Genomic DNA, 26656 nt, shown 5'->3' with positions numbered 1-26656 from the left:
CATTCCGGGTAGGGTGGGTGTCGTCACGAACGACGGAGGGACGACAGACGTGTCCGACGCGATGCTGGCCGAGACCATCACCATCACCGGCAACGGCGGTGACGAGATCGAGGCGTACCTGGCTAGGCCGCTCGACACCACGCCGAGCGGCGGCGTGCTGGTGATCCACCACATGCCCGGTTACGACGAGGGCACCAAGGAGATCGTGCGCAGGTTCGCCGTGAACGGCTACAACGCCATCGCGCCCAACCTGTTCTACCGCGTCGCCCCCGGCGCCAGCCCCGACGACGCCGCGGCGGCCGCCCGCGCGCAGGGCGGCGTGCCCGACTCGCAGGTCGTCGGCGACGCCGACGGGGCTTTGCGACACCTGAAGTCGCTGGAGTCCAGCAACGGCAAGGTCGGCGTGATCGGCTACTGCTCCGGCGGCCGGCACACCTTCCTCGTCGCCTGCTCGCTCCAGGTCGACGCGGCCGTCGACTGCTACGGCGCGTTCGTCACCCGCGGCCCCGACCCGGCCATGGGCATCACCACCATGGGGCCGCTGCTGGACATCGCGCCCAACCTGTCGTCGCCGCTGCTGGGCCTGTTCGGCGCCGACGACAAGTTCCCGACGCCGGAGGAGACCGCCGAGCTCGAAGCCGTACTGAAGGAGCACGGCAAGACCACCGAGTTCCACACCTACGAGGGCGCCAACCACGCCTTCTTCTCCGTGGAGCGGCCGAGCTACCGCGCCGAGGCCGCCGCCGACGGCTGGCAGAAGATCTTCAACTTCTACGGCCGCCACCTCGCGTCCTGAAGGGGGCCCCATGTGCACCTATCTCACTGAGAAGATCCTGCTCGACGGCGCCGGCAAGGGCGCGACCGGCTGGTTCAAGCTGACCGACGGCTCGGTCTACGTGGACCACCCCACGCACGCCCGGTACACGCACACGCTGAACATCGACTTCCTCAATCCGGCCGACGGCCCCGGCGCGCGGGTGGCCGTGGAGCTCACGGAGGAGGCAGCGCGGGCGTTGGCCGCGGCGATCACGGCGGCGTTGGACCACGCGCCGGCCGGGATCGCGTCGGAGAACCAGCCCTGAGGACCGGTGGCGGCGAACCCGAGGGAGTTCGCCGCCGCTTTTCCTTGCTAGGGAAAGATGTTGTCGTGCTTCAGGAAGAACTCCAGCCGCTCCGGATCGGACAGGTCGGACACGGTCTTGAGGCCCTCGAAGTAACCCTCGCGCGGCGCGCCCGGCGTGAACAGCAGCAGCATCGACACCGGGTCGTCGGACTCGTTGCTGAAACCGTGCCGGCCGCCCGGCGGGACGTGCAGGAAGTCGCCTTCCCGCCCGTCGACCCACTCCCCGCCGTTGAACAGCTTCACCGTGCCGGACAGCACGAAGAAGGACTCGGAGATGGTGCGGTGGAAGTGGTCGGACGCGCCCTTGGTCCGGGGCGGCATGTCCAGCCGGTACAGCCCGAAGTCGCCGCCGGTCTGCGATCCCTTGGCCAGGTACGAAAAACTGGTGCCGGAATTGCCGACCAGCTCGGCCGGAGTGTCGGCGGGACGCAGCCAGGCCGTGACCTCGCCGCCCTCCCCGTCATAGCGAATCTCCGGATAGGACACGCCGCTCCCCCTCTGTGTGATGCAGGGAAGGACGCCTTACCTGCGTCCAACGCAGGTAAGGCGTCCTTCCCTGCACAATCGTCACATCTTTCAGTTCTGGTAGGCCTCCAGCGGCGGGCAGGAGCAGACCAGGTTGCGGTCGCCCTTGGCGCCGTCGATGCGGCGGACCGGCGGCCAGATCTTCGGCGCGTTCACGCCGGCCGGGAACACCGCCTCGTGCCGGGTGTACGGGTGCTTCCACTCCTGCTCGGTCAGGCAGGCCGCGGTGTGCGGGGCGTTGCGCAGCGGGTTGTCGTCGACCGGCCACTCGCCCGAGCCGACCCGGTCGATCTCCCGCCGGATCGCGATCATGGCGTCGCAGAAGCGGTCCAGCTCGGCCAGGTCCTCGCTCTCGGTCGGCTCGACCATGAGCGTGCCGGCCACCGGGAAGGACATGGTCGGCGCGTGCAGGCCGTAGTCGGCCAGCCGCTTGGCCACGTCGTCCACGGTCACGCCGGTGGCCTTGGTGATGCCGCGCAGGTCGAGAATGCACTCGTGGGCGACGAAACCGCCCTCGCCGACGTAGAGCACCGGGAAGTACTCGTCGAGCCGGCGGGCCACGTAGTTGGCCGCCGCGACGGCGGTCAGGGTGGCCCGGCGCAGGCCGTCCGCGCCCATCATCCGCACGTAGGCCCAGGAGATCGGCAGGATGGACGCGCTGCCCCACGGGGCCGCGCTGATCGGGCCGACACCGGTGGCCGGGCCCGCGGCCGGCTGGAGCGGGTGGTTGGGCAGGAACGGCGCGAGGTGCGCGCGCACGCCGATCGGGCCGACGCCCGGGCCGCCGCCGCCGTGCGGGATGCAGAAGGTCTTGTGCAGGTTCAGGTGCGACACGTCCGAGCCGAACTTGCCGTACTGGGCCAGGCCGATCAGCGCGTTCAGGTTGGCCCCGTCCACGTACACCTGGCCGCCCGCGTCGTGCACCAGGCCGCAGACCTCGCCGACGGTGTCCTCGTACACGCCGTGCGTGGACGGGTAGGTGATCATGATCGCGGCCAGGTCAGCGCTGTGCTCGGCGACCGTGGCGCGCAGGTGGTCCATGTCGATGTTGCCCTGCTCGTCGCACTTGACCACGACGACGCGCATGCCGGCCATCACCGCGCTGGCGGCGTTGGTGCCGTGCGCGCTGGCCGGGATCAGGCAGACGTCACGCTCGCCGTGCCCCTGCGAGCGGTGGTAGGCCCGGATGGCCAGCAGGCCGGCGAACTCGCCCTGGCTGCCGGCGTTGGGCTGCAGGGAGACCGCGTCGTAGCCGGTGATCTCGGCCAGCCACTGCTCCAGGTCCGTCACCACGGACAGCAGGCCCTCGGCGTCCTCCGCCGGGGCGAACGGGTGCAGCCCCGAGAACTCGGGCCAGGTGACGGCCTCCATCTCGGTGGTGGCGTTGAGCTTCATGGTGCACGAGCCCAGCGGGATCATGCTGCGGTCCAGGGCCACGTCCTTGTCGGACAGCGCCCGCAGGTAGCGCAGCAGCGCCGTCTCGGAGCGGTGCTGGTGGAACACCGGGTGCGTGAGGTACTCGCTGGTGCGGCGCAGGGCCGGCGGGATGCCGTCGGCGGTGTCCGCGTCCAGACCGTCCACATCGGACACCGTGACGCCGAAGGCCTGCCACACCAGGGAAAGGTGCTGGCGCGTGGTCGTCTCGTCGCAGGCGATGCCGACGTGGTTCTCATCGACGAGCCGCAGGTTCACCCCGAGCTCGCGGGCCTTGGCCACGACAGCGGCGGCCGTGCCGGACACCTCGGCCAGCACGGTGTCGAACAGCTCGCCGTGCACCACGTTGACGCCGCCCTCGGCCAGGCCGGCGGCCAGCACGGTGGCCATCCGGTGCGCCCGGGTGGCGATGGCCTTGAGGCCGTCGGGGCCGTGGTAGACGGCGTACATGGAGGCGATCACCGCCAGCAGCACCTGCGCGGTGCAGATGTTGCTGGTCGCCTTCTCGCGGCGGATGTGCTGCTCACGGGTCTGAAGCGCCAGCCGGTAGGCCCGGTTGCCGTCGGCGTCCTCGCTCACGCCGACCAGACGGCCGGGCAGCTGCCGCTCGAAGCCCTTGCGCACGGCCATGTAGCCGGCGTGCGGGCCACCGAAGCCCATCGGCACGCCGAACCGCTGCGTCGTGCCGACCACGACGTCCGCGCCGATCTCGCCCGGGGCACGCAGCAGCGTCAGGGCCAGCAGGTCGGCCGCGACGACCGCGGAGGCGCCGGCCGCGTGGATCTCGGCGATCACGGACTCGTGGTCGCGGATCACGCCCGAGGCGCCCGGGTAGGACAGCAACGCGCCGAAGAAGTCGCCGCCGAGGCCGAGGCCCTCGATGCCCTGGGACAGGTCGGCCACCACGATCTCGATGTCCAGCGGCTCGGCCCTGGTCTCGATCACCGCGATGGTCTGCGGCAGCGTGTCCGCGTCCACGACGAACTTGTTCGACTTCGACTTGCCGGCCCGGCGGACCAGGGTCATCGCCTCGGCCGCGGCGGTCGACTCGTCCAGCATCGAGGCGTTGGCCACCGGCAGGCCGGTCAGGTCGCCGACCATGGTCTGGAAGTTGAGCAGGGCCTCGAGGCGGCCCTGGGAGATCTCCGGCTGGTACGGCGTGTAGGCGGTGTACCAGGCCGGGCTCTCCAGCACGTTGCGCAGGATGACGCCCGGGGTGACCGTGCCGTAGTAGCCGAGGCCGATCATCTGGGTCATCGGCCGGTTGCGGTCGGCCAGCGCGCGCAGCTCGGCCAGCGCCTCGACCTCGGTGGCCGGGGCCGGCAGGCTCAGCGCCAGCGCGTCGCTGCGGATGGCCGACGGCACGGCCCGCTGGGCCAGCTCCTCCAGTGAGCCGACGCCGATCACGTCCAGGATCTTGCCCAGCTCGGCGGCACGGGGACCGACGTGGCGGTCGGCGAACGGCGTGCCGTGCTCGAGCGCGGCCAAGGGAATGCGGTCAGTCGTCATGCGTCGAGCCTCCGGGGGCAAGCGGGCGCGGGCCGTTGCCCTCCCCTCTGTCCCCGCCCGTGACGGGCACCTGAGAGCTTCACCCATGCTGCGTCTTGTGGACGCGGCGCGGGCTTGCACCGTCGGCGGGGCGCTTGCGCGCCCACTTTCCAGAGGCGTCTGTCCCGTACGGTCCTTGGGCCTGAGAGGTTCCGGGGAGGATTTGCTCCTTCGGCGCCGGACCTCGCGGCCCGGACTCTCCCGCACGGGATGTGCGACTACGGGCGTGAGTTTACCCCGGCCGGGTTACGAGCCCCAGAGCTGAGCACGGCGTGTCATCTCGATCACGTCCGGTGCCGGCTCAGCCGGTGCGGCGGGCCCGCCTGCGGCTGGTCAGCTCGTCGTCCTCCTGCGGCTCCAGCACCAGTCCGTCGGCCCGCTCGGCCTGGAACTCGTGGATGGTGCCGCTGATCTCCCGCATCGCCCCGCTGACCGCGATGCCGAACACGCCCTGGCCGCCTTGCAGCAGGTCGACGACCTCTTCCGGCGAAGTGCACTCGTAGACCGTGGTGCCGTCGCTGAACAGCGTGATCTTGGCCAGGTCGGCCACGCCGCGACGGCGCAGGTGGTCCACCGCGACCCGGATGTTCTGCAGCGAGACACCGGTGTCCAGCAGGCGTTTTACCACCTTGAGCACCAGCAGGTCCTTGAACGAGTACAGCCGCTGGCTGCCGGACCCGTGCGCGCTGCGGATCGACGGCGCGACCAGCTCCGTGCGGGCCCAGTAGTCCAGCTGCCGGTAGGTGATGCCGGCGATCTGGCACGCGGCCGGCCCGCGGTAGCCGACGAGCTCGTCCGGCACCGACGCGTCCGGGAACAGGGCACCCTGTTCACCGGCGCCGGACCTGGCGGGCGCACCCTCGACCACGACAGCCTCCCCTCGACCGGCCTGACGACCGGCGACCGGAACCGACGGTCCTCCGTCCGGGGAACCGCCGGTCACAAGGTCGCAACGATGGGGGTTCACACCGTCACGACCAACTCCCCTCTGACGGTAAGTCCGCCCATGGGACGGGTCAACGCGACGCGCGGGGCGGCGAAACCGTCATGTGGAGGTGGTCGTCACGGTGACGACTGCGTGTCACTGAACCGATGACAGCGTTGACAGTGGGTGGCTACCTGGGTGAGATCTGCACGTGCAGGATGTCGACGGGCAGATTCGGGAACCCGTCGCCGGTGTTGTTCTGGTCGTCCTCGCCGCCGGCCGCGATCTTGCGCAGCACGTCCTGACCGCCCGTGACTCGCCCGAACGGGGTGTAGTTCGGCGACAGCTTGGTGTCCTCGGTGCAGAAGAAGAACTGGGAGCCGTTGGTGCTCGGGCCGGCGTTGGCCATGGCGACCGTGCCGGCCGGGTAGGTGGCGCCGGTGAGGTTCTCGTCCGGGAACGAGTAGCCCGGGCCGCCGCTGCCGGTGCCCGTCGGGTCGCCGCACTGGAGCACGAAGATGCGCTGCGTGACGAGCCGGTGACAGTGCGTCAGATCGTAGTAGTGGTGCTCGGACAGGAACCGGAACGAGTTGGTCGTGCAGGGCGCCTTGTCGGTCAGCGCCTGGAAGGTGATCAGGCCCTGGTCGGTGACCAGCCGGGCGGTGTACGGCTGGGCCGCCTTGGCCGGGTCGAAGGTGGGCAGGCCCTTGAATCTGTCGGCCGGCACCGCCTTGGTGTAGACGCAGGCCGGATCGGCGGCTTGGGCGACGGCCGGCGCCTTGGGCTTGGCCGGCACGTCGAGGGTGTTGACTTGGGGGCGGCGCTGGCCGAGACGATCCCGGACAGGCACAGCACGGCGGCGGACGCGGCGATCGCGAAGACCCGACTGGAGATCATCCCCGAGACCCTAGAGGCTGGCCCGTGACCCCGCCGCCTACGAAAGTCGGTGGTGGCCGAACGGCCACAAGGCAAAGGGCCGTTCCGTCACACGGAACGGCCCTTCACCAAGTCATGTTTACTGTTCCGCCCCACGGAAGTCCTCGGGGGACACGGAATCCAGGAACTCGCGGAACTTCTCGACCTCGTCCTCCTGCTCGTCGGGGATGACGAGGCCGGCCTCGGCCAGCACGGATTCCTCGGCGTGGATGGGCACACCCGCGCGCAGCGCGAGGGCGACCGAGTCGCTCGGGCGGGCGGACACCTTGATGCCGCCGTCGAACACGAGCTCGGCGAAGTAGGTGCCTTCCTGCAGGTCGGTGATGCGGACCTGGGTCAGCTCACGGCCGAGGGCGGCGATCACCTCTTTGAGCAGGTCATGGGTCAGCGGCCGGGCCGGCCGCACGCCCTGCTGCTCGATGGCGATGGCGGTCGCTTCCGCGTTCCCGATCCAGATCGGCAGGTAGCGGTCCCCATCGGTCTCGCGCAGCAACAGGATCGGGCTGTTCGCGGGCAGCTCGACCCGGACTCCGACGACGCGCATCTCGCTCATCGGGTATCGCCTCCCTCAGCGGGCTGAACCTCGGCGTCCCCGCACCTACGAGGATCCCCCACGGACTCTCTCAACGCTACCCGCCATGCGGGCACGACGCTTGCGGGCGGGCACGTTGTCAAGATCACCCACCGGCGACACCGCGCAGGCCCGTCTTGACCAGAAGTGTATGGAGCGCAACCGAGAGCGACGCCAGCTCGCGGACGATCTCGTCGGCCCGCTCCCGTGCGTCGGGATCGCGCTGCCGGTACATCGGGCCGACGATCTGGTGCAGCAGCCCCACCTCGCGGTCCGCGGACACCTTGAAGGCGCGCAGGTGGCGGGGTTCGATGCCGAATTCCCCCATGGCCACCACGATGCGGGCGACCAGCATGGCGTCGGAGTCGTAGAAGCCGGCCGCGCCCGACCGGACAAGGCCGTAGTTCTCCAGTTCGGCCAGCAGACGCTGGTCGATGCCGGTCTCGGCGAACAGCTCCTCACGGGTCATTCGCACCTCGTGGCCGGCGGCGAAGTCCTCAGGCGTGGGTAGCGCTCGACCCCGACCAGCGCGCGAACCGGCTGGTCGGGGTCGGATGCCGCGTCGAGCTGCTCTTTGATCACCTTGAGCGGCAGGTAGTGATCGCGCTGGGCGGCCAGCACGTAGCGGAGCCGGTCGACGTCCGACTGCGTGAACTGCCGGTAGCCCGACGGTGTGCGTGCCGGGCGCAGCAGCCCCTCGGACTCGAGGAACCGGATCTTGGAGATGGTGACGTCCGGGAATTCCGGGCGCAGCTGCGCCAGCACCGCCCCGATGCTCAGCCCGTCGCGCTGTGGCCGCCCGGCCGACGTCACAGGCCCCCTGGCCCCCGGATCCCGCGGAGGTGAGGAACACCAGGCGGAACTTGCCGATCTGGACCTCGTCACCGTTGGCCAGCACCGCCTGGTCGACCGGCTCGCGGTTGACGTAGGTGCCGTTGAGGCTGCCCACGTCGATCACCACGAACTCGCCGCCCTCGCGCCGGAACTCGGCGTGGCGGCGGGAGACCGTGACGTCGTCGAGGAAGATGTCGCTGTCGGGGTGACGGCCCGCGCTCGTGGTGTCCTGGTCGAGCAGGAAGCGCGAGCCGGCGTTGGGGCCGCGCTTGACGACCAGCAGGGCCGACCCGGCCGGCAGTGCGTCGACCCCGGCGACCTGGGGCTCCTGGACAGGGGCCTCGACGCCTTCGGCGTCGGTGAGGAAGTCTGCCCGGAAGACGGTGGTCCGCTCCGGGGACTGCTCCGGCGGAACACCGGGCCCGTCGTTCGTGCTCACCTGAGCTCGCCTCCTGCTGGTGGATCCTTCGGGACCGCTCAAACCTACCGTGCTGGACTGACCGCGCCCCTGGCGGCTCCCCAACCAGCCGAAGAGCCTCTGGAAGATCGACATCAGCCCTGCTCCGTGTGTTCCGTGTGGTCCGACGCCGCCCGCTTCGCGTACGCCAGGGCCCCGCCCCGGCGGGCGTCAGAGTTGATCAGTTGCCTTGTGCCGCCGTACGGGGTGGACTCCACCTCGCCCACCGTCCGACCGGCGCCGACCCGCGCGCCGAGAACGGGCAGTCGGACGAGCACCCTGTTGTCGAGCCGAGGGCGGACGCGCACCGTGCCCGGTGCCGTCACCTGCGCCCACTCGCGCTCACGGGTGTGCCTGAGGTCCTGTGGAACCACCTAACGAGCCTTCCTTCTTCCTGGTCATCGCCGCGTCGGCCGCACCGACGAGGATGTCACCCGCCGCCGCCGGACCGCCGCCGTGGGTGCCCACCGTACCTGGATCGTGATCAAACGGAGGCGAAGGAACACCACCGAGAGTGTTGCCGCCCGACCCGTTCGGAGCAGTCCCGTCCCAGGTCGTGAGACCCGATCCGGAGAGCGCTCTCCCACCACGGTTCTCCCACCCCACGGTCTGTGTCAGCTGTGGGCGTGAGAAAGGAAGCGCCGCTCAGAGAAGCGGACTCACCGGGAGGGGCCGGCGCGGAAAAATGCGGCAATCAAGACGTGCGGACAGGCGACCAAAGTCAGCGGGTGCGCAAGCGGAGCGGGCGGCGAGTGAGTGCGCGACCGGGGCGACCGGAGCGGGGCGGGCGACCGGCGCGACTGGAGCCGGCGGGGCGGGCTCTGCGGCCGGCGCCGGTCGCAGAGCGGTGCACACCCACGTGGTCAAGGCGGGAGCCTGCGCCGCGCGGTCAGCTTCATGCCGCCTACCACTGGTTTACACGGCACATCTGGTCATCACCCTGGGCAATCTTCGCGACTCTCGCGCCCGCACGCCCGCCTCGAAGCCACAAGGGATGGCGATCAGGGAATTGCCAAGCGCGCGGCGCGGGCACCCGACCCAGCCACCTCCCACCGAGCCCGGCACCGCACGCGGTCATCGAACATCCCGCCCCACAGAAAGCCCGGCTCGAACACCCAAGCCGAACAGGACGGCGCCTTGCGCGCGGCGCAGTCACCCCGACCCGACCACCTCACCGGCGAAACAGTGGGTTGAGCGGGGCGCGGCCGGCCGAGGGCGGGGTGGGGCGACAAGCCGGCGGGAGAGCGCTCTCCCTGTTCGCCGGTTTTGGCGGGAATGCCGGCTTGTGGGGTGGAATGGAGGGGCATTGACAGGGCTGGAGCTTGCCGGGAGCATGCGTTGGGAGAGCGCTCTCCGAGGCTCGGAAACCGCCGGGCGCTCCGGCTCAGTTCTGTGTCCGCTCAGGTCGGCGGGGCCGTGTGAAGGGTCCCGCGGCCGAGCCCTGCCCGAATGAAGGAGCGCCCATGCCTGGGTCAGCGCGGTCGGGACCGCGCGGCGGGATTGCCGCACTGATGTTGTCGCTGCTGGTCGGACTGACGCTGGTGACGGCGGCGGGACCGGCGAGAGGAGCGCAGGGCCTGCTGTCGCAAGGGAAGGCAGCGACGGCGTCGAGCCAAGAGAACGGAGGGACGCCGGCGTCGGCGGCGGTGGACGGGGACGCAGCCACGCGCTGGTCGAGCGCGGCGGCGGATCCGCAGTGGCTGCAAGTGGATCTGGGGGCGGTGAGCGCGGTCGGCCAAGTGGTGGTCAGGTGGGAGACGGCGTACGCGAAGGCGTATGAGGTGGCGCTGTCGAACGACGGCGTGAACTGGACGACGGCGTACTCGACGACGAACGGCGCGGGCGGGACGGAAACGCTGGCGGTGTCGGGGAATGCCCGGTACGTAAGGCTGACGGGAACGCAAAGGGCGACGGGGTACGGGTACTCGGTCTACGAATTCCAGGTGTACGGGGAGACGGGCGGCACGGGACCGAACTGCGGCACGGACAACGCGGCGAAAGGCAAGGCGGCGACGGCGTCGAGCCAAGAGAACGGGGGCACGCCGGCGTCGGCGGCGGTGGACGGGGACGCAGCCACGCGCTGGTCGAGCGCGGCGGCGGATCCGCAGTGGTTGCAGGTCGATCTGGGCGCGGCGGTGACCGTGTGCCAGGTGGTGCTGCAATGGGAAACGGCGTACGGGAAGGCGTATCAGATAGCGCTGTCCAACGACGGCGCTAACTGGACGACCGCGTACTCGACGACAACCGGAGCGGGTGGGACGGAAACGCTGGCGGTGAGCGGGAATGCCCGGTACGTGCGGCTGACGGGGACGCAGCGCGGCACCGGGTACGGCTACTCGCTCTGGGAACTCCAGGTGCACACCAGCGGCGGAACGACGCCCCCGCAAGGCGGCGGCGACCTCGGCCCGAACGTGCTGGTCTTCGACCCGTCGACGCCCAACCTCCAGGGCCGGCTCGACGCGATCTTCCAGCAGCAGGAGAAGGCCCAGTTCGGCGCCGGCCGCTACCAGATCCTGCTCAAGCCGGGCACCTACAACGGCATCAACGCCCAGATCGGCTTCTACACCTCGATCTCCGGCCTCGGCCAGGACCCGGACGACGTCACGATCAACGGCGACATCACCGTGGACGCCGGCTGGAACGCGGGCAACGCGACCCTGAACTTTTGGCGCTCGGCGGAAAACATGGCGCTGAATCCGGTCAGCGGCACCGATCGGTGGGCGGTGGCGCAAGCGGCCCCGTTCCGGCGGATGGACGTGCACGGCGGCCTGAACCTGGACTCGGCCAGCTACGGCTGGGCCAGCGGCGGCTACATCGCCGACAGCCGGATCTCCGGCCAGGTCGGCAACTACGCCCAGCAGCAGTTCTACACCAGGGACAGCGCGATCGGCGGCTGGAGCAACGGCGTGTGGAACCAGGTGTTCTCCGGCGTGCAGGGCGCTCCGGCACAAGGCTTCCCGAACCCGACCTACACCACGCTCGACACCACACCGGTGTCGGTGGAGAAGCCGTACCTCTACCTGGACGGCAGCGGTGGCTACGCGGTGTTCGTGCCGTCGAAGCGGACGAACGTGCGCGGCGTGTCCTGGGCCAACGGCCACACGCCCGGTACCTCCCTTCCACTGAGCCGGTTCTACGTCGTCAAGGCGGGCGCGACCGCCGCGGCGATCAACGCCGCGCTGACCCAAGGCCTGAACCTGCTGTTCACGCCGGGCATCTACCACGTCGACCAGACGATCAACGTCACCCGGCCGGACACCGTGGTGCTGGGCCTGGGCGAGGCCACGGTGGTGCCGGACAACGGCGTCGTTCCGCTCAAGGTCGCCGACGTCGACGGTGTCCGTGTCGCCGGCCTGCTGCTCGACGCCGGCCCGGTGTCCTCGCCGCAGCTGATCCAGCTCGGCTCCCCCGGCTCGACCACGAGCCACGCCGCCGATCCGACCGTCGTCCAGGACGTCTACGTACGCGTCGGCGGCGCCGGCCGGGCCGCCGCCGGGACGGCGATGGAGGTCGACAGCAACGACACGGTCATCGACCACACCTGGCTGTGGCGGGCCGACCACGGCGACGGTGTCGGCTGGAACGACAACCCGGCCGACTACGGCCTGGTGGTGCGCGGCACCAACGTGCTGGCCACCGGACTGTTCAGCGAGCACTTCAAGAAGTACGACGTGGACTGGTTCGGCAACGGCGGCCGGACCATCTTCTTCCAGAACGAGAAGGCCTACGACGCCCCGAACCAGGCCGCCGTGCAGAACGGGTCGACGCTGGGCTTCGCCGCCTACAAGGTGGAGAACTCGGTGACCAGCCATGAGGCCTGGGGCCTAGGCAGCTACTGCAATTACACCTCCGACAAATCCATCCGACAGGACCACGGCTTCGAGGTGCCGATCACGGCCGGCGTCCGCATGCACGATCTGACCGTGGTGTCACTGGCCGGCGACGGCGAGTTCAACCACGTGATCAACGACGTCGGCCAGCCGACGGTCGGCACGGCCACCGTCCCCTCCACGGTCACCGACTATCCGTGAGTCGGCGGCCCGGTGGCGTCCTACCCGGCGCCACCGGGCCTGGTGTCAGCCGCGATCCAGTCGGCGTAGAAGGCCACGTTGGTGTCGACGCCGGGCAGGTCGACGCACGGCGACGTCTGACCGTGGCTGGTCACGCCGACGAGCAGCCACCGGCCATATCCCGCCACCACGGCCGGTCCGCCGGAGTCGCCGTAACAGGCGCTGGCGGTACCGCCCTTGTTGTCCATGCACAGCTGGCGGGCGGAGTTGAAGTCGGGCACGGTGCATCCCGATGGATCGGCAATGGCGGTGTCGAGCTGCTGAAGGGTCGCCGCGCCGGGGCAACCATGGTGCGGGCAGGTGCTCCCCCAGCCCAGCTGACGGACCGTCGCGCCCGGCGGCGGGGCCGTGCCGATGGCGATGGGGCGGGCACGCACCTGTTTTGTCAGGTGCACCAGGGCGATGTCGTTGTGCAGCTGGTCGTCCCAGCCCTCATGTCGGATGAACTTGTCGGCCTTGACCAGCTCGCCGCCCTGGGCCGGGTCCACAGAGGCGATCCGGAACTGGTACTTCGCGGGATCCGCAACGCCGAGCGTGGCCGGATCGGTCACGCAGTGTCCGGCGGTGACCAGCCACTGCGGCGCGATCAGCGTGGCCCCGCACAGCGGGTCGCCGGAGGCGAACTGCATGGAGGCCATGAAACTGTAGGGCTGGGTGGCGTCCGTGCCGCCGACGATGGCCGCCGCCGGGGCGGCCGCGGCGACCATCAGCGCCGCGCCGCCGACCAACGAGGCAGAACCGAGGCTTCGTTTCCTCATCGCGCTTCCCTTCTGCGAGTGCTGCGGGAATCATGCCGAAAAGAGGCTGAACGGATCCTGAAGCAACCTGAATAACGCTTCAGTCTGTACATTGTGGACGAACGGTCCTCGGGCGGAAGGCGTGCGGTGAAACAGGAATCGGTGGCACTGGCCATGCAGGCCCGGCAGCGGCTGGAGGGCATGCGCGCCGAGGCGCAGCTGCTCAGCCTGCTGACGGCGGTGCACGAGAAGGGCTGGACGGAGTTCCTCCTCGAGCCCCGCACGGTCGAGGAGCTGGCCGGCTTCGCCAGGCTGCCGGCCGAACGCGTGCAGGACGTGCTCGAAGCGTTGCAGGCCAACGGCATCGTCGAGCAGGAGGACGGCAAGGTCCGCCTCACCGTGCCGTTCGCCACGGTCGCGGCCGACGACGCCTGGATCCCGCTGGGCGACAAGCTGGCGCAGATCGAGATGGAGGTCCGCCAGGTCCGCGCCCTGGTCGAGGACTCGACACCGCTGGCCCTGACCGAGGCCGACGCGCTGGTGGTGGCCAATGCCGTCGGCGGCCACGTCACCGACGTGACCCGCGCGGTGTACGCGCAGCTCCTGGCCCAACTTCCCGACCTGGCCGCGCAGGTCCGCGCCGGCCGCTGGCTGGACGTGGGCTGCGGCGTCGCCTGCGCAACCCTCACCTTGGCCACCACGGTCCCGGAGATGCACGGCGTCGCGGTCGAACTGGTGCCGGCCGTGGCGGCCGAGGCGAAGCGTCGGGCCGAGGCCTTCGGCGTGGCCGACCGGGTGGAGATCCGTCAGATGGATGCCCGTGACGTGCCGGAACGCGACGAGTTCGTCGGGGCGTTCTGGGCCCAGCCGTTCTTCCCGGCGGCGATCCGACCGGCCACGCTGGCCATGATCCGGCGCGCGCTCAAACCCGGCGGCAAACTGTTCATCCAGGAGCTGGAGGCCGTGCCGACCGAGCAGGACCGGCCGGCGTGGACGGTCCGCCGGCTGATCGCGCACGGCCAGCAGGCGCGGTTCGGGCCGAGCGCGGAGGAGCTGGCCGAGGAGGCCGTGGCCGTCGGTTTCACGCTGGACCGCATTGCCGGCACGGATTTCGGGCGCATGGTCGTGGTGACCAAGTGATCAGCGCCGCGGCGGCGTGAGGCCGTAGCGGGCCACGACGTCGTCCAGCCACTCGGGATTGCCGTAGCTGAGGCCATAGCGGGCGGCCAGCTCGACGAACTCGGACGTGTCGTGGAGCGCGGTGCCGGCCGGCGTCACCGACCCGAGCAGCTCGGCCAGCTCACGGAAGTAGTGCTCGAACCCGCCGGGCGCGATGACCTCCAGTATCCGGCCGGGCCGGCCGCCGGCGTTCCACATGGCGTGCAGCCGGCCCCGGGGCTTCGAGACGAAGCCGCCGGGGCCGAGCACGACCTCGGTGTCGTCGGAGCGGAAGCCGATCTCCCCGTCGAGCACGAACGAGTGCTCGTCCTCGCGGCTGTGCCGGTGCGGCACGGTGATCGTGCCGACGGCGAACGAGTGCTCCACGATGCCGACGGTGCCGCTGTCCCTGCTGTCCAGCTTGAGGGTCGCCCCGAAGCCGGAGATCATCACGGAGTGCCCGTCGCCGGGCTTGAGCGCACGTGCGATGTCCACCCACGCCATGATCCCATCGGGCCCGCGCGCCCCGTGGCTACGGAATCGTGCCCGGTCAGCCGCACACGGCGGCGATGAACGCGGTGAGCTCGCGTTCGATGTCCGGGCCGGACGGCTCGATCATGATCTCGGTGGCGCCGGCCGCGGCCAGGTCGGCCACGCGCTGACGCACCACCTCAGCAGGCCCGGTCAACGTGCCCGAGGTCAGCGTGACGTACCCGCCGGCGTGCCACGCGGCCAGGTCGGCCTCGTTCATCTCCACCATGTGGCCACGGTGGATGTGCAGGTGCCGCTCGGCTTCCGGGTACCGCTCGATGACCTCCAGCCAAGCCGGTCCGCCGGGCAGCGCGCGCACCGCGTCGGCCCCCTGCGCGGTGTACGTGAAGTGGAAGACGCCGGCCCACGGCGGGCCGGCAGCCAGCCGCACCCGCTCGCTGTTCAGCTCCTCGCCATCATCAAGCACGGTGCCGACGGCCGAGACCACCGCCCGGCTGAAGTCCCGCTGCTGCGGGATGGGCTGGAACATCGACATGATTCCGTCGGCGCCGAGCCGGCGGGCCACCTCCGCGCCCTTCGGCCCTACGGCCGCGATCAGCAGCGGGATCTTGAGCGGCAACGTCTCGTGCTGCGTCGAGGTCGGCATCAGCTGGATCGGCGCGCCGTCCCACTCGGCTGCCTCGCCGGCCAGCAGGGAAGTGTGCGCGCGGACGTACTTCTCGACATAGGACCACGGAACCGGCGGCTGTCCGGCCGCGGCACGACTGGAGAAGCCGGTGCCGAACGCGGTCACGACACGACCGGGCGCCTTGCGGTGCAAGGAAAAGGTCTGTGCCGCGTTGACCAGCGGGTGGCGCAGCGTCGGGATCAGCACGGCCGGGCCGAGCGCGATGCTCGCCGTCGCCTCGGCGGCCTCGTGCAGCGCCAGCCAGACGTCGCTGCCCTCGAACGGCGTGTCGTAGACGTAGGCGCAGCGGTAGCCCAGCCGCTCGGCCGTCACGATGTGAGCGGTCGACTCGGCCGACGCCGGCAGCGCCACGCTGACGTGGATGCCCATCACACTTCGGGCAGACGCTTGCTGAGCTCGGCCAGGGTGAGCCGTTCGCGGCCGGCGTCGTCGAGGTAGGGCACGCCGATGCCGTACTCCGCCCAGCGATCGGCCACCCGCGCCTCCAGCTCCGGCTCCAGCCGGTCGGTCGGCGGGAAGCGGCGGCCGCCCCACTCCGGCCGCGGGTCGATCTCCCAGTTGCGGGTGGCGTCGACGAGCATCCGGGTCCACTGCCCGGTGCCGTACTTGGCGCCGTTGTTCAGCTCCGGCGGCGTCGACGGGTCCAGGGCCGAGCCGATGCCGGGGCCGAAGAACGCGACGTCGCCGAGGCCCACGTTGACCCGGTAGGACAGCGCCCAGTCCAGCGCGACCGGGTCGTGGATGTCGATGTCCTGCTCGACCACGGTGACGTTCTTGTGGAACCACACCGAGCCGCCGGTGCCCCACAGCGCCGAGGCGATCTGCTGGGCGTGGCCGCGGTAGCGCTTCTGGATCTGCACGATGGTGTTCTGGCCGTTGGACACCTCGGTCATCCACAGGTCGGTGATGCCGCCGATGCCGAGGTCCTCGAGGGTGTTCCAGGTGATGGCCGAGCGGGCGAAGTTGGTGATGCTGTCCTCGTTGAGCAGCCCGGGCCGGATGCCCTCCAGCGTGCCGCGCAGCACCGGGTCGGTGCGGTGCATGATGCGCGTGACCCGCACGACCGGAGCCGGCGCAGCGTCGCCGACGAAGCCCGGGTACTCGGCGAACGGCCCCTCCATCATGAAGGTGGCCGGGTCGGGGTCGATGTAGCCCTCGACCACGATCTCGGCGGTGGCCGGCACGTGCAGCGGCACGGTCTCGCACGCCACCAGGTCGACCGGCTGGCCGAGCAGCGCGCCCATCATGTCCCACTCGCAGACGTTGCGTGGGAACGGGCTGCCCGCGCAGAACGGCAGCACGTCGTGCCAGCCGTACACGATGGCCACCGGCATCGGCTCGGGCTTGTACTCCTCGGCGTGCACGCCCCAGCCCTGGCTGGGGACCAGCAGCTTGGCGATCTTGTCGCGGTCCACGATCTGCCCGCGGTACAGGCCGATGTTGTCGCGGCCGGTGTACCTGTCCTGGGTCACGACGCCGCAGAAGGTGTCGATGTAGCGGCCGCCGTCGGCGGCGTGCCAGCGGGGCACGGGGAACTGCTCCAGGTCGATGTCGTCGCCCTCGATCACGTTGTCCTGCACCGGACCGCGCTCGACGACACGGGGCGGCACGGGGTGCTGGAACCGCTCGCGCAGGTGCCGGACGATGGCCGAATCCGAGGTTCCCTCGGGTAGGCCGAGCATCAGCTGGACCTGCCGGCGGTTGCCCAGCGCCGAGGTCAGGAACTTGGTGCAGACGGTGTCCTGGTGGCCGGTGATGTTCTCGAACAGCAGGCCGGGGCCCTCCAGCGCGAGGTTGGCCCGGGTGATCGCGCCGATCTCCTCGTTCCAGTCGACCTCGGCGCCGATACGGGCCAGCTGGCCGGCCTGCTCCAGGGTGGACAGCCAGCTGCGCAGGTCGGGACCGGTCCGCGAGGTGGCGGCCGGGGCACTGGTGGTGCTGGTGCTCACTGCTTCTCCTCCGTGAGGGGCGACTTCCAGCGGTCGATCGTCGAGTGCTGGATGTCGAGCTGGTCGAGGACGCGGCCGGCGATCTGGTCGGTGACGTCGTCGACCGAGTTCGGCTTGGTGTAGTAGGCGATGGTCGGCGGGAAGATGACCGCGCCGGCCCGGGCCAGGTAGTGCATGTTCTCCAGGTGGATCTCGCTCAGCGGCGCCTCGCGGGCCACCAGCACCAGGCGGCGGCGTTCCTTGAGGGTGACGTCGGCGGCCCGGGTGATGAGGTTGTCGCCGTAGCCCATGCGGATGGCGGCCAACGTCTTCATGCTGCACGGGCAGACGACCATGCCGTCAGTGAGGAACGAGCCGCTGGAGATGGCGGCGGCGAGGTCCTTGGCGCTGTGGGTGTACGTGGCCAGCGCTCGCACGTCGTTGACCGTGTAGTCGGTCTCCAGGCTGAGCGTGGCCCGGGCCCAGTCGCTGAGCACCAGGTGCGTCTCCACGTCGAGCTTCCGCAGGACCTCCAGCAGGCGTACCCCCAGCACCGTGCCGGTGGCGCCGGTGATGGCGACAACCAGTCGCATGAGCAGACCTCATATTTTCTCGGCGCAGCCGGGCATGCGGCGGCGCTGTCGGATCGTTCGGTCGCGTCGGCTCAGGCCGGACGGCGCGCGGCGGTCAGGCGCTCGAACTCGGACGCGGGCAGCAGCCCGGAGATCAGCTGTCCGTTGATCTCCCAGCTGGGGGTGGCCCGCACGCCGGCTTCGGCGCCGGCCAGCTCGGACTCGACCAGCCAGGTAGCGGCGGTGCCGTCGGAGAGCGCTCCCCGAAGCTCGTCGACATCGATGTCAACCGCAGTGGCATGCCGCTCGACCACGGCTGGGTCGCCAAGGTTCTCGCCGTCGACGAAGTAGGCGTGGAACAGGCGTTTGGTGAAGTCGTCGGCCTTGTCCGGCGCAGTTCGCCTGATCCACTCGGCCACGGAGAGCGCTCTCCGGGTGTTGGAGAGCCGCGCCGGCCAGTTCAGCACCAGCCCGGCAGCGGCCGCCTCCCGGTCGAGGTGCTCGTACATCGGCCCGATCCGCAGGCCGGCGTCGAGGCCGTCCTCCGGGATCTCGGGATGGATCTGGTACGGCAGGTGCACGACCTCGATCCCGCGCCGCGCCAGGATGTCGTTGCGGTGCTGGGCGACGTAGCAGAACGGGCACATGAAGTCGAACCAGTGCCTGACCATCACGTCGCCTCCCCAGGTTTCGTTACAAGATGCGACTGTAACCGAACCAGACGCAGAGTTACAACCATCAGCTGTAACGGATCCGCTAGGGTGGGGTCATGGCGAAGGACGACAGCGAGCTCGGCGCGGACCACAGCGAGCGCAACCTCGGCGGCCGGCCGCGGGACGCGGCCATCGACGAGGCCATCATCCTGGCCACCCGGGAACGGCTCGTGCGGGACGGCTACTCGCGGATGACCATCGGCGACATCGCGACCGACGCCGGCGTCACCCGGCCGACGCTGTACCGCCGCTGGGCCACCAAGTTCGACCTGGTCGTGGACGCGCTCGACTACGGCTTCCGCCGGCAGCGCGACATGTACACCGTCGACCTGTCCGGGCTCGAGCCGCGCGAGGCCCTGGTCGAGGCGGTCCGGCGGCTCGACCCGGCGTACTTCAACCCGGACGCCATGGTGCTGATGGGCAACTTCGCCGGCGAGGCCATCCGCACCCCCGAGCTGCTCGACATCCTGCGCACGCACGCCGTCGAGCCGCGGGTGTCGATGTTGGAAGAGGTGCTGGGGCAGTTGCGGGAGCGCGGCGCGGTTCGTGACGGCATCGACCCGCACACCATCGCGATCATGTGCTTCGGCAGCTACTTCGCCGCCTTCTACCGTGGCGAGCCGACCAAGGACCTCGCCGACCGTGTGGTGGCCGTGTTGTGGCCGGCCATCGCCGCCTCGGAGTGATCATGGACGTGCACGAGGCGCTGTACACCACCCGCATGATGCGCCGCATGCGCCCGGACCCGATTCCGGTCGACGTCCAGAGCCGCATCCTTGACGCCGCGATCCGTGCCCCCAGCGGGGCCAATGCCCAGCGTTGGCACTTCATCGCCGTGGACGATCCCGCCGTGAAGGCCGAGCTCGCCGTCCTCTACCGGGCTGCCCGGGCCATGGAGTACGCCGAGATCTCCGCCGGCACTCTGGCCCGAACCATCCATGATCCCGTGGCACACGCGGAAAACCTCCAGCGGATCAACCGCTCCGGCACGTACTTCGCCGACCACTTCGAACAGACTCCGTTGCCGCTGTTCGTGTTCGCCATCGACGACCACGGCGGGGCCAACATCTACCCCGCGATCTGGAGCGCCTTGCTCGCCGCGCGGGCCGAGGGCGTCGGCGGGATCATCACGACCATGCTGCGGTACCAGGCCGAGCAGGTGCATGAGCTGTTGGGCGTGCCGACCGACGAGGGTTGGCAGATGACCGCCATGCTCGCGCTCGGCTATCCGCTGGGCCGTTGGGGCGTCGCCGCCAACCGCCGTCCCGTGCACGAGGTGAGCAGCCGCAACCATTGGGATCGCCCGTACACACCGGAAATCCCCGAGCCGCTGTGGGGGCCCGCCAACCGGTAGGTCACCGATACGACGTTGATGCCGAGCGATGCCGTTGTGACGTAGTGGCTTTCTCAGTCAGCCAGCCAGCGGCGCCAGACGGCGACGTGGAGGATGACGGCGAGGCTCAAGGCGTTCAGGGTGGCGTGGGTGGACCAGCTCAAGGCCTGGCGGTCGGGCACGCCGAGCCAGGCGGCGACGACCGGTAGGAACGTGGCGAGCGCGAAGGTCAGGGCCACGACGAGCACGAGGGCGAGGGAGCGGCCGGGGACCTCGGTAAGGCGGATGGCGGGCCACGCCTCGAAGAGCATGGCTACGACGAGGATGGCGGCGATGGCGGAGCCGGAGACCTCGGCGATGCGGCCGGGCGTCCAATCGAGGACGGACGTGGCGAAGAGGTAGGTGACGGCGCCGCAGGCGATGACGGAGAGGTGGCCGGTGATGAGTCGGGTGGCGTGGTGGCGGATGCGGGCGAAAGGCCAACCGCGCAAGGCGACGTACCAGACCATCTGCCACATGCCCAAAGCGGCGAACCAGCTGGCGTAAGCCTCGCCGGCGACCAGACCGGTGCTGACGAGTCCACTGTAGAGGATGTAGCCGACGGCCCAGCACAGGACGAGGGCGGCGATGCCGGAAGGGATTCGGGCCAGCGAACGTAGCGGCCAGCACTCGCCGACCAAGGTGAGTTGGAGGATGAGGCCGAAGATGCCGACCGCCAGCGGCACGGTCTCGGACACAGAGGGATGACCGGGGTCTGGGGCGAAAATGCCTTGCAGGTCAACGCCGGAGAGCAAACCCTGGCCGAGGACCGTCAGGACGACGCCGCCCAGGGCGACGATGACGGTGTCGCCGAGGCCGGACCAACCGCCGGTCAGCAGCGAACCCGGCCAGTCCTGCCACCAGAAGGCGATCACGGCGACGATGGGCAGCGCGAAGGTCAAGAGCGGGCCGAGCACGGTCAGCGAATGCACCGGCCCGCCCCACCCTACGGCCAACAACACCGATGCGGGGATGACGAACAGCAAGCCCAACAACGCACGTCGGGGCTGGGCGGCTCGCGCCTCGGCCAGCGCCGCCGGGCTCAAGGCATCGGGGGCGCTGACCGCGGGACGAGCGTCGGCTGCCGGCACACCGTCGACACCCGCCCCGGCAACGGGACTGACGCCCGGGTCAGATGACGTGCTCAAGGCATCAGCAGCGCTGACCAAGGAACGAGCATCAGCGGCCGACCCGCCGTCGACACCGGCCCCGCCGGCGGGGCTCGATCCGCCGCCGGGGTCAGATGATGTGCTCAATGCGAATCGGCAGTCTGTGGTGGCGACGACCGGTGGCGTGGTGCACGGCGTTGGCGACGGCCGCGGCCGCGCCGACCATGGAGACCTCGCCGAGGCCCTTCACGCCGACCGGGTTGAACTGGTAGTCGGGCTTGTCGACGAAGTCGACGTCGATGCTGCCCACATCGGCGTTGACCATCACCGGATATTCCTCCAAAGTGGAGTTCAGGAAGCCGCCGAAACGGTCGTCCACCAAGGATTCCTCCCGCAGCGCGGCGCCGATGCCCCAGATCACGCCACCACGGACCTGGCTGGCGGCGGTGACGGGACTGGCGACGCGGCCGCAGTCGGCGACGCTGACGACCCGGGGCACCCGAACGCGGCAGGTGGTCGGCTCGACGTGCACCTCGACGAAATGCGCGATCCAGCTGAAGGTGACGAAACCGGGAAACACCGGGCCGGCGATGGCCATGTGGCCGGTTTCGGTCTGGCCCAAGGCATCGGCGGACTGGCCGGGGCCCAGCCCGTGAGCGGACACCTCGACGGCGTGACCGATATCGGCCACGGCGGCGGCGACGTCGACATCGCCGGTGCCAGCAACGTTGAGCAGCTTGCGGAGCTCCTGGAGTCCGGAGTGGACGGCCGGCAGCGCGCTGGCGGTGCCCCACGAGCCGGCGGTGAGGTGCTGGGGACCGTACCTGGTGTCGCCGACCCGCACGATCACGTCGCCCACCGGGATCCCGAGATCGCGGGCGACCAGCAACGCGATGGTGGAGCGAATCCCTTGCCCCATCTCGTGTCCGTCGACGGCCACGGTCACCTTGCCGTCCTCGCCGGCGGCAAGACTCGCGTGGGCGGCCACGATGCTGGCGGGATAGTTGCCGATGGCCACGCCCCAACCGACCAGCGACCCGTCCTCGGCCCGCATCGACCGCGGCTCCGGACTACGCTCGGACCAGCCGAAAAGCTCGGCCCCGCGGCGCAGGCAGTCGCCGATGTGCCGACTGGAGAACGGCAGCCCGGTGATCGGGTCGTTCTCGGTGTCGTTGGCCAGCCGCAGTTCCACCGGATCACGGCCGACCCGGTAGGCCAACTCGTCGACCGCCTGCTCGATGGCGAACATCGACGGACTCTCGAACGGCGCCCGCATGTAACCCGGGGTCTGCACGTCGGTCTGCACCAGGCGCTGCCGGCCGCGGAATGCGGAGTAGCCGTAGAGCCGGCTGGAAGTCTCGTTGTGCATGGCGATGAACAGGTCGTGCCGGGACGTCTGCTGGTCGACCTCGTGCACCACGGCGTTGATCTTGCCGGATTCGTCCGCGCCGAGCCGGATCCGCTGCTTGCTGACCGGACGGAAGCTGCCGTTGTGGAAGGTCTGGGTACGGGTCAGCACGAGCTTCACCGGACGTCCCAACCGCTGTGACACCAGGGCCAACGGTCCGATGTGGACCAACAGCGAGTTCTTCTGCCCGAAACCGCCGCCTACGTAGGGAGATCGCACCTCGATCTTGGCCGCGTCGATGCCGAGTTGCTGGGCCAGCCCGAACCGGACGGCGTTGGCGTTCTGGGTGCCCTCGTGCACGATCAGCGTACCGCCCTGCCATTCGACAACGCCGCCGTTGAGCTCCATCGGCACGGCGTGCTGCGGCGGGTGCACGTACGTCGCGTCGATCTGCACCGCGCTGCTGTCGATCACGGCATCGGCATCGCCGAGCTTGATGTCGGCCAGGAACGGCAGCGGGATCGCCTCTTCCTGGACGAGCGTGGTGGCGCCCTCGGAGTCGAGGTGCAGCGCGAAGGGCTCCTCCTGGTACGTCGCGGTGATCGCCTCGGCGGCTTCGGTGGCGGCGACCGGGGTTTCCGCCACGACGATGGCGATCGGCTGGCCGCGATAGGCGATGTGGTCGCCGGTCATGGGTTGCAGGCTCTGGAACCCGAACTGCCCGCCCATGATGAAGCCGGGACTGGCCAACTCGAACCGGGTCTCCACGAGCAGCACGCCCGGCACGGCCAACGCGGCCGAAGTGTCCACATCGGACACCGTGCCACGGCCGATCTTGGCCAGGGCCAAGGCGGCGTAGGCCATGTTCGGCAACACGCGGTCGGCCCCGTACAAAGCCTTCCCGGTGACCTTCTCGTACGCGTCGACCCTCATCGGACGGCTCGCTCCCCGGCGGTGCGGACGGCATCGGCCACCGTGCGCATGCCCAACTCGACTCGGAATCCGTTCATACGCCCGGGACGCGCGTCCGCGAAGGCGAGCTCGCCGGCGCGGGCCATGGCGTCCGGCGTCAGCGGGCCACCGAGCAACGACCGCTCGGCCTCGACCGCCCGCCACGGCCGCGTGGCCACGCCACCCAACGCGATCCGGCTTTCGGTGACGACGCCGTCGCCGTCGATCACCAGCCCGACGGCCGCCGAAGCCAACGCGAAGGCGTAGGACTCGCGGTCGCGAATCTTCAGATAGGTGGAACCCCGGCCGGCCTCGGTCTGCGGCACCCGGATACGCAGGATCAGCTCGTCGGCCTCCAACACGTGTTCCCGGCTCGGGTCCTCCCCCGGCTCGACGTGCAGATCGGCCAACGCCAGCGAGCGTTCACCGCGCGGCCCGATCACATCAATCACGGCGTCGAAAGCCCGCAGCGCGATGCCGAAGTCGCCGGCATACGTTGCGCTGCAAGAAGAACTCGCGCCCAGCAACGCATGTGGACGGTCAATGCCCTCCATTGCCGCACAGCCGCTGCCGGGATTCCGCTTGTTGCAGGCCATGTCCGCGTCACGGAAGTAGCCGCATCGCGTGCGCTGCAACAGGTTCCCGCCCAGCGTGGCCATGTTCCGCAGCTGCTGGGTGGCCGCGCGCCAGATCGACTCGGCCAGCGCCGGATACGAGGCACTCACGAAGGGATGGGCCGACACGTCGGCCATCCGCACCCCGGCGCCGAAGACGATCTCCGAGTCCGTCACGGTGATGCCGGTCAGCTCGGGCAGCCGGTGCACGTCGATCACCGCGGGCGGCGACTCGACGCCGATCTTCATCAGGTCGTACAACGTGGTGCCGCCGGCCAGGATCCTGGTCCCCGGCTCGGCCACCCGCAGCGCCTCGACCACGGCGTCCACGCTCGAAGGCGCGGCATAGGCGAAGGGCTTCATCACTGCACCTTCCCGGCGGCCTGGCGCACGGCGGCCACGATGCCGACGTACGCGCCGCAGCGGCAGACGTTCCCGCTCATGTACTCCCGGATCTGCTCGTCGTGGGCGGTGTGCCCCTCGGCGATGCAGGCCAGGCCGGACATGATCTGCCCGGGCGTGCAGTAGCCGCACTGGAGCGCGTCGTTGTCGACGAAGGCCTGCTGCAACGGATGCAGCTCGCCGTCGGGGCCGCCGACGCTCTCGATGGTGTGCACCGCGAGGCCGTCGGCCTGCACGGCCGGCGTCAGGCAGGACACCACTCGGCGGCCGTCCAGGTGCACCGTGCAGGCGCCGCAGTGGCCCTGGTCGCAGCCCTTCTTGGTGCCGGTGAGGGCCAGCCGTTCGCGCAGCACGTCCAGCAGCGACTCCCGGGGATCCAGCCGCAGCCGGACCGGCTCGTCGTTGACCGTGCAGCTCACTTCGACCATGGCGGCGGGCAAGTCGTTCGTGGACACGCCGTCACGTTAGGTCGCCGCCCCCGGCCGCGCATTCCGGAGATTGCGTACCCGACGGGCGATTATTGCGATCCAGCCGCTCGATAACCGGAGGGTGACATGCCGGTTTCGCTGCGGAAGGCGGCGGTCAGCCGGGACGGGGACGCGAATCCGCACAGGTGCGCGATTTCCGTGATGGACAGTTCGGATCGGGCCAGGTATCGCTGGGCCCGGTCGACCCGGACCTTGGTCAGGAACCGGTACGGCGTCTGCCCGGTCGCCGCCTTGAACACCCGCAGGAAGTGGAACGGGCTCAGGTCGGCCACCGCCGCCATCTCGGCCAGCGTCAACGGCTGCTGGTGGTTGTCACGGATGAAGCGCGCCGCCCGCCGCACCCGCTGGTCCTCCCGCCCGAGCTCGCGCGGCGCGGGCGCGGCGGCGTGCACGGTGAGCAGGTGCGCGGCCAGGAAGGTCGCCGCCGACTCGGCGTAGAACTCGTCGACTCCGTTGCGGGCGGCCACGCACAAGGCATCGACGACCGAGGACAACACGGGATCCTCGACCGCGAGCGCGTCCGGCCGGCCCAGCCGGGTGGCGTCACGGCCCCACAGCTCGACGCAGGTGCGGTCGATCAGGGCACTTGGCAGCTCGACATGCGTGGTGAGAGTGCGTTCCGTGCCGCACCAGCGGATGTCGGTCGACTGTCCCGGGGCGGTCAGGCCGACCGTGCCGGGGCCGTAGTGCGCAGCGTGCCAACGGGAACCGTGACGTGATTCGACGGTCTGCCGGCCGGCGTTGACCAGCACGATGGACTGGTGGTCGCTCGGCGGCAGGTGCAGCTCGGCCCGCTCGGCGTTGTCGAACTGCGTCAGCCGCAGCGAGGTCCAGCCCACCTCGGGCCAGTCGTCCCGTCTTCGACGGACATTCTCCGCGGTCATGCCTCGCAGTATTCATCCTCGTCGTGGTGAAACGTGGTGAAGGACGACACCGGTAGTCGCGCGGTGCGGCAACGTGTAGACAAATGGTCGCCGTCGCCGTAACCGAGCGACAGTCCGCACACGATCAGTTGCTCGTCGGGTATCCGCAGATTCCGGCGCAGCACGGCCGAGAAGTCGATCAGCGACGCCTGCGCGCACGTGTCCAGGCCCAGCGCGCCCGCGGCCAGCATGAACGCCTGGAGGAACAGGCCGGCGTCGACCAGCGCGCCCTGCCGCGGCGACCGGCTGACCGTGAGGATCATGCCGACCGGCGCGCCGAAGAAGTCGTAGTTGCGACGATGGTGGGCCAGTCGCCGGGCCGCGTCGTGCCGGCCGATGCCCAGCGCCTCGCCGTAGAGCCGGTCGCCGAACTCCCGCCGCCGGGCGCGGAACGGCTCCGGCCAGTCGGTCGGCTGGTAGTCGTAGTCACGGCCACGGTCGTCGGCGTCGAAGGCGGCCAGCAGGTCGGCGGTCAGGCGTCGCTTGGCCGCCCCGGTGACGACGTGGACCTGCCACGGCTGCGAGTTGGCGTTGCTCGCCGACCGGGAGGCCAATGCCAGCAACCGTTCCACCGTCTCCGGCGGCACCGGCCTCGCCACGTAGCCGCGGCAGCTGCGCCGGCGCGACAACGCCTCGACAACATCCATTGTGGACTCCCGCCACCCCGCCTCGAATGTCACATGAGCGTCATACTTGCCTTCCTGAGGCACATCCGGACCGCATGTGACAAAAAGGTGA

Annotated in this window: 24 protein-coding genes, 2 pseudogenes and 2 riboswitches; of the genes and pseudogenes, 6 read left to right on the top strand and 20 right to left on the bottom strand. The window is 70.1% G+C overall.

Annotated features, from left to right (window positions below; translation table 11 throughout):
• The first annotated feature begins 49 nt into the window (after window positions 1–49).
• Together M3Q35_RS04985 and M3Q35_RS04980 are read left to right on the top strand one after the other, a co-directional pair.
• Window positions 50–796 (top strand): dienelactone hydrolase family protein, encoded by a 747-nt coding sequence (locus M3Q35_RS04985; protein ID WP_273940423.1) that lies wholly within the window; start codon window positions 50–52, stop codon window positions 794–796.
• A gap of 10 nt (window positions 797–806) precedes the next feature.
• Window positions 807–1082, top strand: a complete 276-nt coding sequence (locus M3Q35_RS04980) for a DUF6295 family protein (protein ID WP_273940422.1) — start codon at window positions 807–809, stop codon at window positions 1080–1082.
• Between the two features lie 47 nt (window positions 1083–1129).
• Here M3Q35_RS04980 and M3Q35_RS04975 read toward each other — a convergent pair whose 3' ends face one another.
• From M3Q35_RS04975 to M3Q35_RS04940, 8 genes and pseudogenes are all read right to left on the bottom strand, one after another.
• Window positions 1130–1609, bottom strand: coding sequence for a cupin domain-containing protein (locus M3Q35_RS04975; RefSeq protein WP_273940421.1), 480 nt, complete (start codon window positions 1607–1609; stop codon window positions 1130–1132).
• Between the two features lie 90 nt (window positions 1610–1699).
• Window positions 1700–4591, bottom strand: coding sequence for an aminomethyl-transferring glycine dehydrogenase (gene gcvP, locus M3Q35_RS04970; RefSeq protein WP_273940420.1), 2892 nt, complete (start codon window positions 4589–4591; stop codon window positions 1700–1702).
• Between the two features lie 44 nt (window positions 4592–4635).
• Window positions 4636–4747, bottom strand: a riboswitch (glycine riboswitch).
• Window positions 4748–4750: 3 nt separating this feature from the next.
• Window positions 4751–4844, bottom strand: a riboswitch (glycine riboswitch).
• Between the two features lie 87 nt (window positions 4845–4931).
• Window positions 4932–5498, bottom strand: a complete 567-nt coding sequence (locus M3Q35_RS04965) for a MerR family transcriptional regulator (RefSeq protein WP_273940419.1) — start codon at window positions 5496–5498, stop codon at window positions 4932–4934.
• A gap of 247 nt (window positions 5499–5745) precedes the next feature.
• Window positions 5746–6351: a peptidylprolyl isomerase gene (locus tag M3Q35_RS04960; RefSeq protein ID WP_273940418.1), complete on the bottom strand. Its 606-nt coding sequence runs from the start codon at window positions 6349–6351 to the stop codon at window positions 5746–5748.
• A gap of 219 nt (window positions 6352–6570) precedes the next feature.
• On the bottom strand, window positions 6571–7044 hold the full coding sequence (locus tag M3Q35_RS04955) for a bifunctional nuclease family protein (RefSeq protein WP_043715722.1): 474 nt from the start codon (window positions 7042–7044) through the stop codon (window positions 6571–6573).
• Window positions 7045–7168: 124 nt separating this feature from the next.
• A pseudogene (gene ftsR / locus M3Q35_RS04950) lies at window positions 7169–7875 on the bottom strand (transcriptional regulator FtsR).
• Window position 7876: 1 nt separating this feature from the next.
• Window positions 7877–8335: pseudogene (gene garA, locus M3Q35_RS04945) on the bottom strand (glycogen accumulation regulator GarA); the annotation flags it as partial.
• Between the two features lie 113 nt (window positions 8336–8448).
• The gene (locus M3Q35_RS04940) at window positions 8449–8727 is read right to left on the bottom strand and encodes a biotin/lipoyl attachment domain-containing protein (RefSeq protein ID WP_273940417.1); all 279 of its coding nucleotides are present in this window, start codon (window positions 8725–8727) and stop codon (window positions 8449–8451) included.
• Window positions 8728–9816: 1089 nt separating this feature from the next.
• On the opposite strand from M3Q35_RS04940, the gene M3Q35_RS04935 reads away from it, so the two are divergent.
• Complete coding sequence (locus M3Q35_RS04935; RefSeq protein ID WP_273940415.1) at window positions 9817–12384, top strand: discoidin domain-containing protein; 2568 nt, start codon at window positions 9817–9819, stop codon at window positions 12382–12384.
• A gap of 20 nt (window positions 12385–12404) precedes the next feature.
• On the opposite strand, the gene M3Q35_RS04930 is transcribed toward M3Q35_RS04935, so the two are convergent.
• Complete coding sequence (locus tag M3Q35_RS04930; protein ID WP_273940414.1) at window positions 12405–13181, bottom strand: S1 family peptidase; 777 nt, start codon at window positions 13179–13181, stop codon at window positions 12405–12407.
• A 126-nt stretch (window positions 13182–13307) separates the two neighbouring features.
• Between M3Q35_RS04930 and M3Q35_RS04925 the strand changes: the two genes are divergently transcribed.
• The gene (locus M3Q35_RS04925; RefSeq protein WP_273940413.1) at window positions 13308–14300 is read left to right on the top strand and encodes an SAM-dependent methyltransferase; all 993 of its coding nucleotides are present in this window, start codon (window positions 13308–13310) and stop codon (window positions 14298–14300) included.
• On the opposite strand, the gene M3Q35_RS04920 is transcribed toward M3Q35_RS04925, so the two are convergent.
• From M3Q35_RS04920 to M3Q35_RS04900, 5 genes are all read right to left on the bottom strand, one after another.
• Window positions 14301–14813, bottom strand: coding sequence for a cupin domain-containing protein (locus M3Q35_RS04920; protein WP_273940412.1), 513 nt, complete (start codon window positions 14811–14813; stop codon window positions 14301–14303).
• Between the two features lie 55 nt (window positions 14814–14868).
• The gene (locus tag M3Q35_RS04915) at window positions 14869–15867 is read right to left on the bottom strand and encodes an LLM class flavin-dependent oxidoreductase (RefSeq protein WP_273940410.1); all 999 of its coding nucleotides are present in this window, start codon (window positions 15865–15867) and stop codon (window positions 14869–14871) included.
• Complete coding sequence (locus M3Q35_RS04910; RefSeq protein WP_273940409.1) at window positions 15867–17447, bottom strand: UbiD family decarboxylase; 1581 nt, start codon at window positions 17445–17447, stop codon at window positions 15867–15869. Before M3Q35_RS04910 ends, M3Q35_RS04915 begins: the two co-directional genes overlap by 1 nt.
• Entirely contained in the window at window positions 17444–18019 is a 576-nt protein-coding gene (locus tag M3Q35_RS04905) for a UbiX family flavin prenyltransferase (RefSeq protein ID WP_273940408.1), read from the bottom strand. The genes M3Q35_RS04910 and M3Q35_RS04905 overlap by 4 nt, the downstream gene beginning before the upstream one ends.
• A 71-nt stretch (window positions 18020–18090) precedes the next feature.
• On the bottom strand, window positions 18091–18669 hold the full coding sequence (locus tag M3Q35_RS04900; RefSeq protein WP_273944257.1) for a DsbA family oxidoreductase: 579 nt from the start codon (window positions 18667–18669) through the stop codon (window positions 18091–18093).
• Window positions 18670–18767: 98 nt separating this feature from the next.
• On the opposite strand from M3Q35_RS04900, the gene M3Q35_RS04895 reads away from it, so the two are divergent.
• Both M3Q35_RS04895 and M3Q35_RS04890 read left to right on the top strand, forming a co-directional pair.
• Entirely contained in the window at window positions 18768–19397 is a 630-nt protein-coding gene (locus tag M3Q35_RS04895) for a TetR/AcrR family transcriptional regulator (protein WP_273940407.1), read from the top strand.
• A 2-nt stretch (window positions 19398–19399) separates the two neighbouring features.
• On the top strand, window positions 19400–20065 hold the full coding sequence (locus M3Q35_RS04890) for a nitroreductase family protein (RefSeq protein ID WP_273940406.1): 666 nt from the start codon (window positions 19400–19402) through the stop codon (window positions 20063–20065).
• Between the two features lie 53 nt (window positions 20066–20118).
• On the opposite strand, the gene M3Q35_RS04885 is transcribed toward M3Q35_RS04890, so the two are convergent.
• The 6 genes from M3Q35_RS04885 to M3Q35_RS04860 all read right to left on the bottom strand — a co-directional run bounded on the left by M3Q35_RS04885 (window position 20119) and on the right by M3Q35_RS04860 (window position 26565).
• A complete protein-coding gene (locus tag M3Q35_RS04885) occupies window positions 20119–21174 on the bottom strand; it encodes a hypothetical protein (RefSeq protein WP_273940405.1) in 1056 nt (351 codons plus the stop codon).
• A 148-nt stretch (window positions 21175–21322) separates the two neighbouring features.
• Window positions 21323–23473 (bottom strand): xanthine dehydrogenase family protein molybdopterin-binding subunit, encoded by a 2151-nt coding sequence (locus tag M3Q35_RS04880; RefSeq protein WP_273940404.1) that lies wholly within the window; start codon window positions 23471–23473, stop codon window positions 21323–21325.
• Entirely contained in the window at window positions 23470–24468 is a 999-nt protein-coding gene (locus M3Q35_RS04875; protein ID WP_273940402.1) for an FAD binding domain-containing protein, read from the bottom strand. Before M3Q35_RS04875 ends, M3Q35_RS04880 begins: the two co-directional genes overlap by 4 nt.
• Window positions 24468–24935 carry a (2Fe-2S)-binding protein gene (locus M3Q35_RS04870; RefSeq protein ID WP_379794757.1) on the bottom strand — a complete coding sequence of 156 codons (468 nt, stop codon included), beginning with the start codon at window positions 24933–24935 and terminating at the stop codon, window positions 24468–24470. Before M3Q35_RS04870 ends, M3Q35_RS04875 begins: the two co-directional genes overlap by 1 nt.
• 89 nt (window positions 24936–25024) lie before the next feature.
• Complete coding sequence (locus M3Q35_RS04865) at window positions 25025–25879, bottom strand: AraC family transcriptional regulator (protein ID WP_273940400.1); 855 nt, start codon at window positions 25877–25879, stop codon at window positions 25025–25027.
• Window positions 25876–26565 carry a nitroreductase gene (locus tag M3Q35_RS04860; protein ID WP_273940399.1) on the bottom strand — a complete coding sequence of 230 codons (690 nt, stop codon included), beginning with the start codon at window positions 26563–26565 and terminating at the stop codon, window positions 25876–25878. The genes M3Q35_RS04865 and M3Q35_RS04860 overlap by 4 nt, the downstream gene beginning before the upstream one ends.
• Window positions 26566–26656: the final 91 nt, after the last annotated feature.

The sequence above is a fragment of the Kutzneria chonburiensis genome (genome assembly GCF_028622115.1).
GTDB lineage: Bacteria > Actinomycetota > Actinomycetes > Mycobacteriales > Pseudonocardiaceae > Kutzneria > Kutzneria chonburiensis.
Note: the sequence above shows the minus strand (reverse complement) of the source record. Positions and strands in the feature narration are given on the sequence as shown.

Excerpts from the sequence above, each read along its gene's own strand:
- M3Q35_RS04955 (WP_043715722.1), bottom strand. The coding sequence starts at position 7,044 with ATGAGCGAGATGCGCGTCGTCGGAGTCCGGGTCGAGCTGCCCGCGAAC.
- M3Q35_RS04890 (WP_273940406.1), top strand. The coding sequence starts at position 19,400 with ATGGACGTGCACGAGGCGCTGTACACCACCCGCATGATGCGCCGCATG.
- M3Q35_RS04930 (WP_273940414.1), bottom strand. The coding sequence starts at position 13,181 with ATGAGGAAACGAAGCCTCGGTTCTGCCTCGTTGGTCGGCGGCGCGGCG.
- M3Q35_RS04875 (WP_273940402.1), bottom strand. The coding sequence starts at position 24,468 with ATGAAGCCCTTCGCCTATGCCGCGCCTTCGAGCGTGGACGCCGTGGTC.
- M3Q35_RS04860 (WP_273940399.1), bottom strand. The coding sequence starts at position 26,565 with ATGGATGTTGTCGAGGCGTTGTCGCGCCGGCGCAGCTGCCGCGGCTAC.
- M3Q35_RS04980 (WP_273940422.1), top strand. The coding sequence starts at position 807 with ATGTGCACCTATCTCACTGAGAAGATCCTGCTCGACGGCGCCGGCAAG.
- M3Q35_RS04935 (WP_273940415.1), top strand. The coding sequence starts at position 9,817 with ATGCCTGGGTCAGCGCGGTCGGGACCGCGCGGCGGGATTGCCGCACTG.
- M3Q35_RS04915 (WP_273940410.1), bottom strand. The coding sequence starts at position 15,867 with ATGGGCATCCACGTCAGCGTGGCGCTGCCGGCGTCGGCCGAGTCGACC.
- M3Q35_RS04900 (WP_273944257.1), bottom strand. The coding sequence starts at position 18,669 with ATGGTCAGGCACTGGTTCGACTTCATGTGCCCGTTCTGCTACGTCGCC.
- M3Q35_RS04905 (WP_273940408.1), bottom strand. The coding sequence starts at position 18,019 with ATGCGACTGGTTGTCGCCATCACCGGCGCCACCGGCACGGTGCTGGGG.
- M3Q35_RS04870 (WP_379794757.1), bottom strand. The coding sequence starts at position 24,935 with ATGGTCGAAGTGAGCTGCACGGTCAACGACGAGCCGGTCCGGCTGCGG.
- gcvP (WP_273940420.1), bottom strand. The coding sequence starts at position 4,591 with ATGACGACTGACCGCATTCCCTTGGCCGCGCTCGAGCACGGCACGCCG.
- M3Q35_RS04880 (WP_273940404.1), bottom strand. The coding sequence starts at position 23,473 with ATGAGGGTCGACGCGTACGAGAAGGTCACCGGGAAGGCTTTGTACGGG.
- M3Q35_RS04895 (WP_273940407.1), top strand. The coding sequence starts at position 18,768 with ATGGCGAAGGACGACAGCGAGCTCGGCGCGGACCACAGCGAGCGCAAC.
- M3Q35_RS04865 (WP_273940400.1), bottom strand. The coding sequence starts at position 25,879 with ATGACCGCGGAGAATGTCCGTCGAAGACGGGACGACTGGCCCGAGGTG.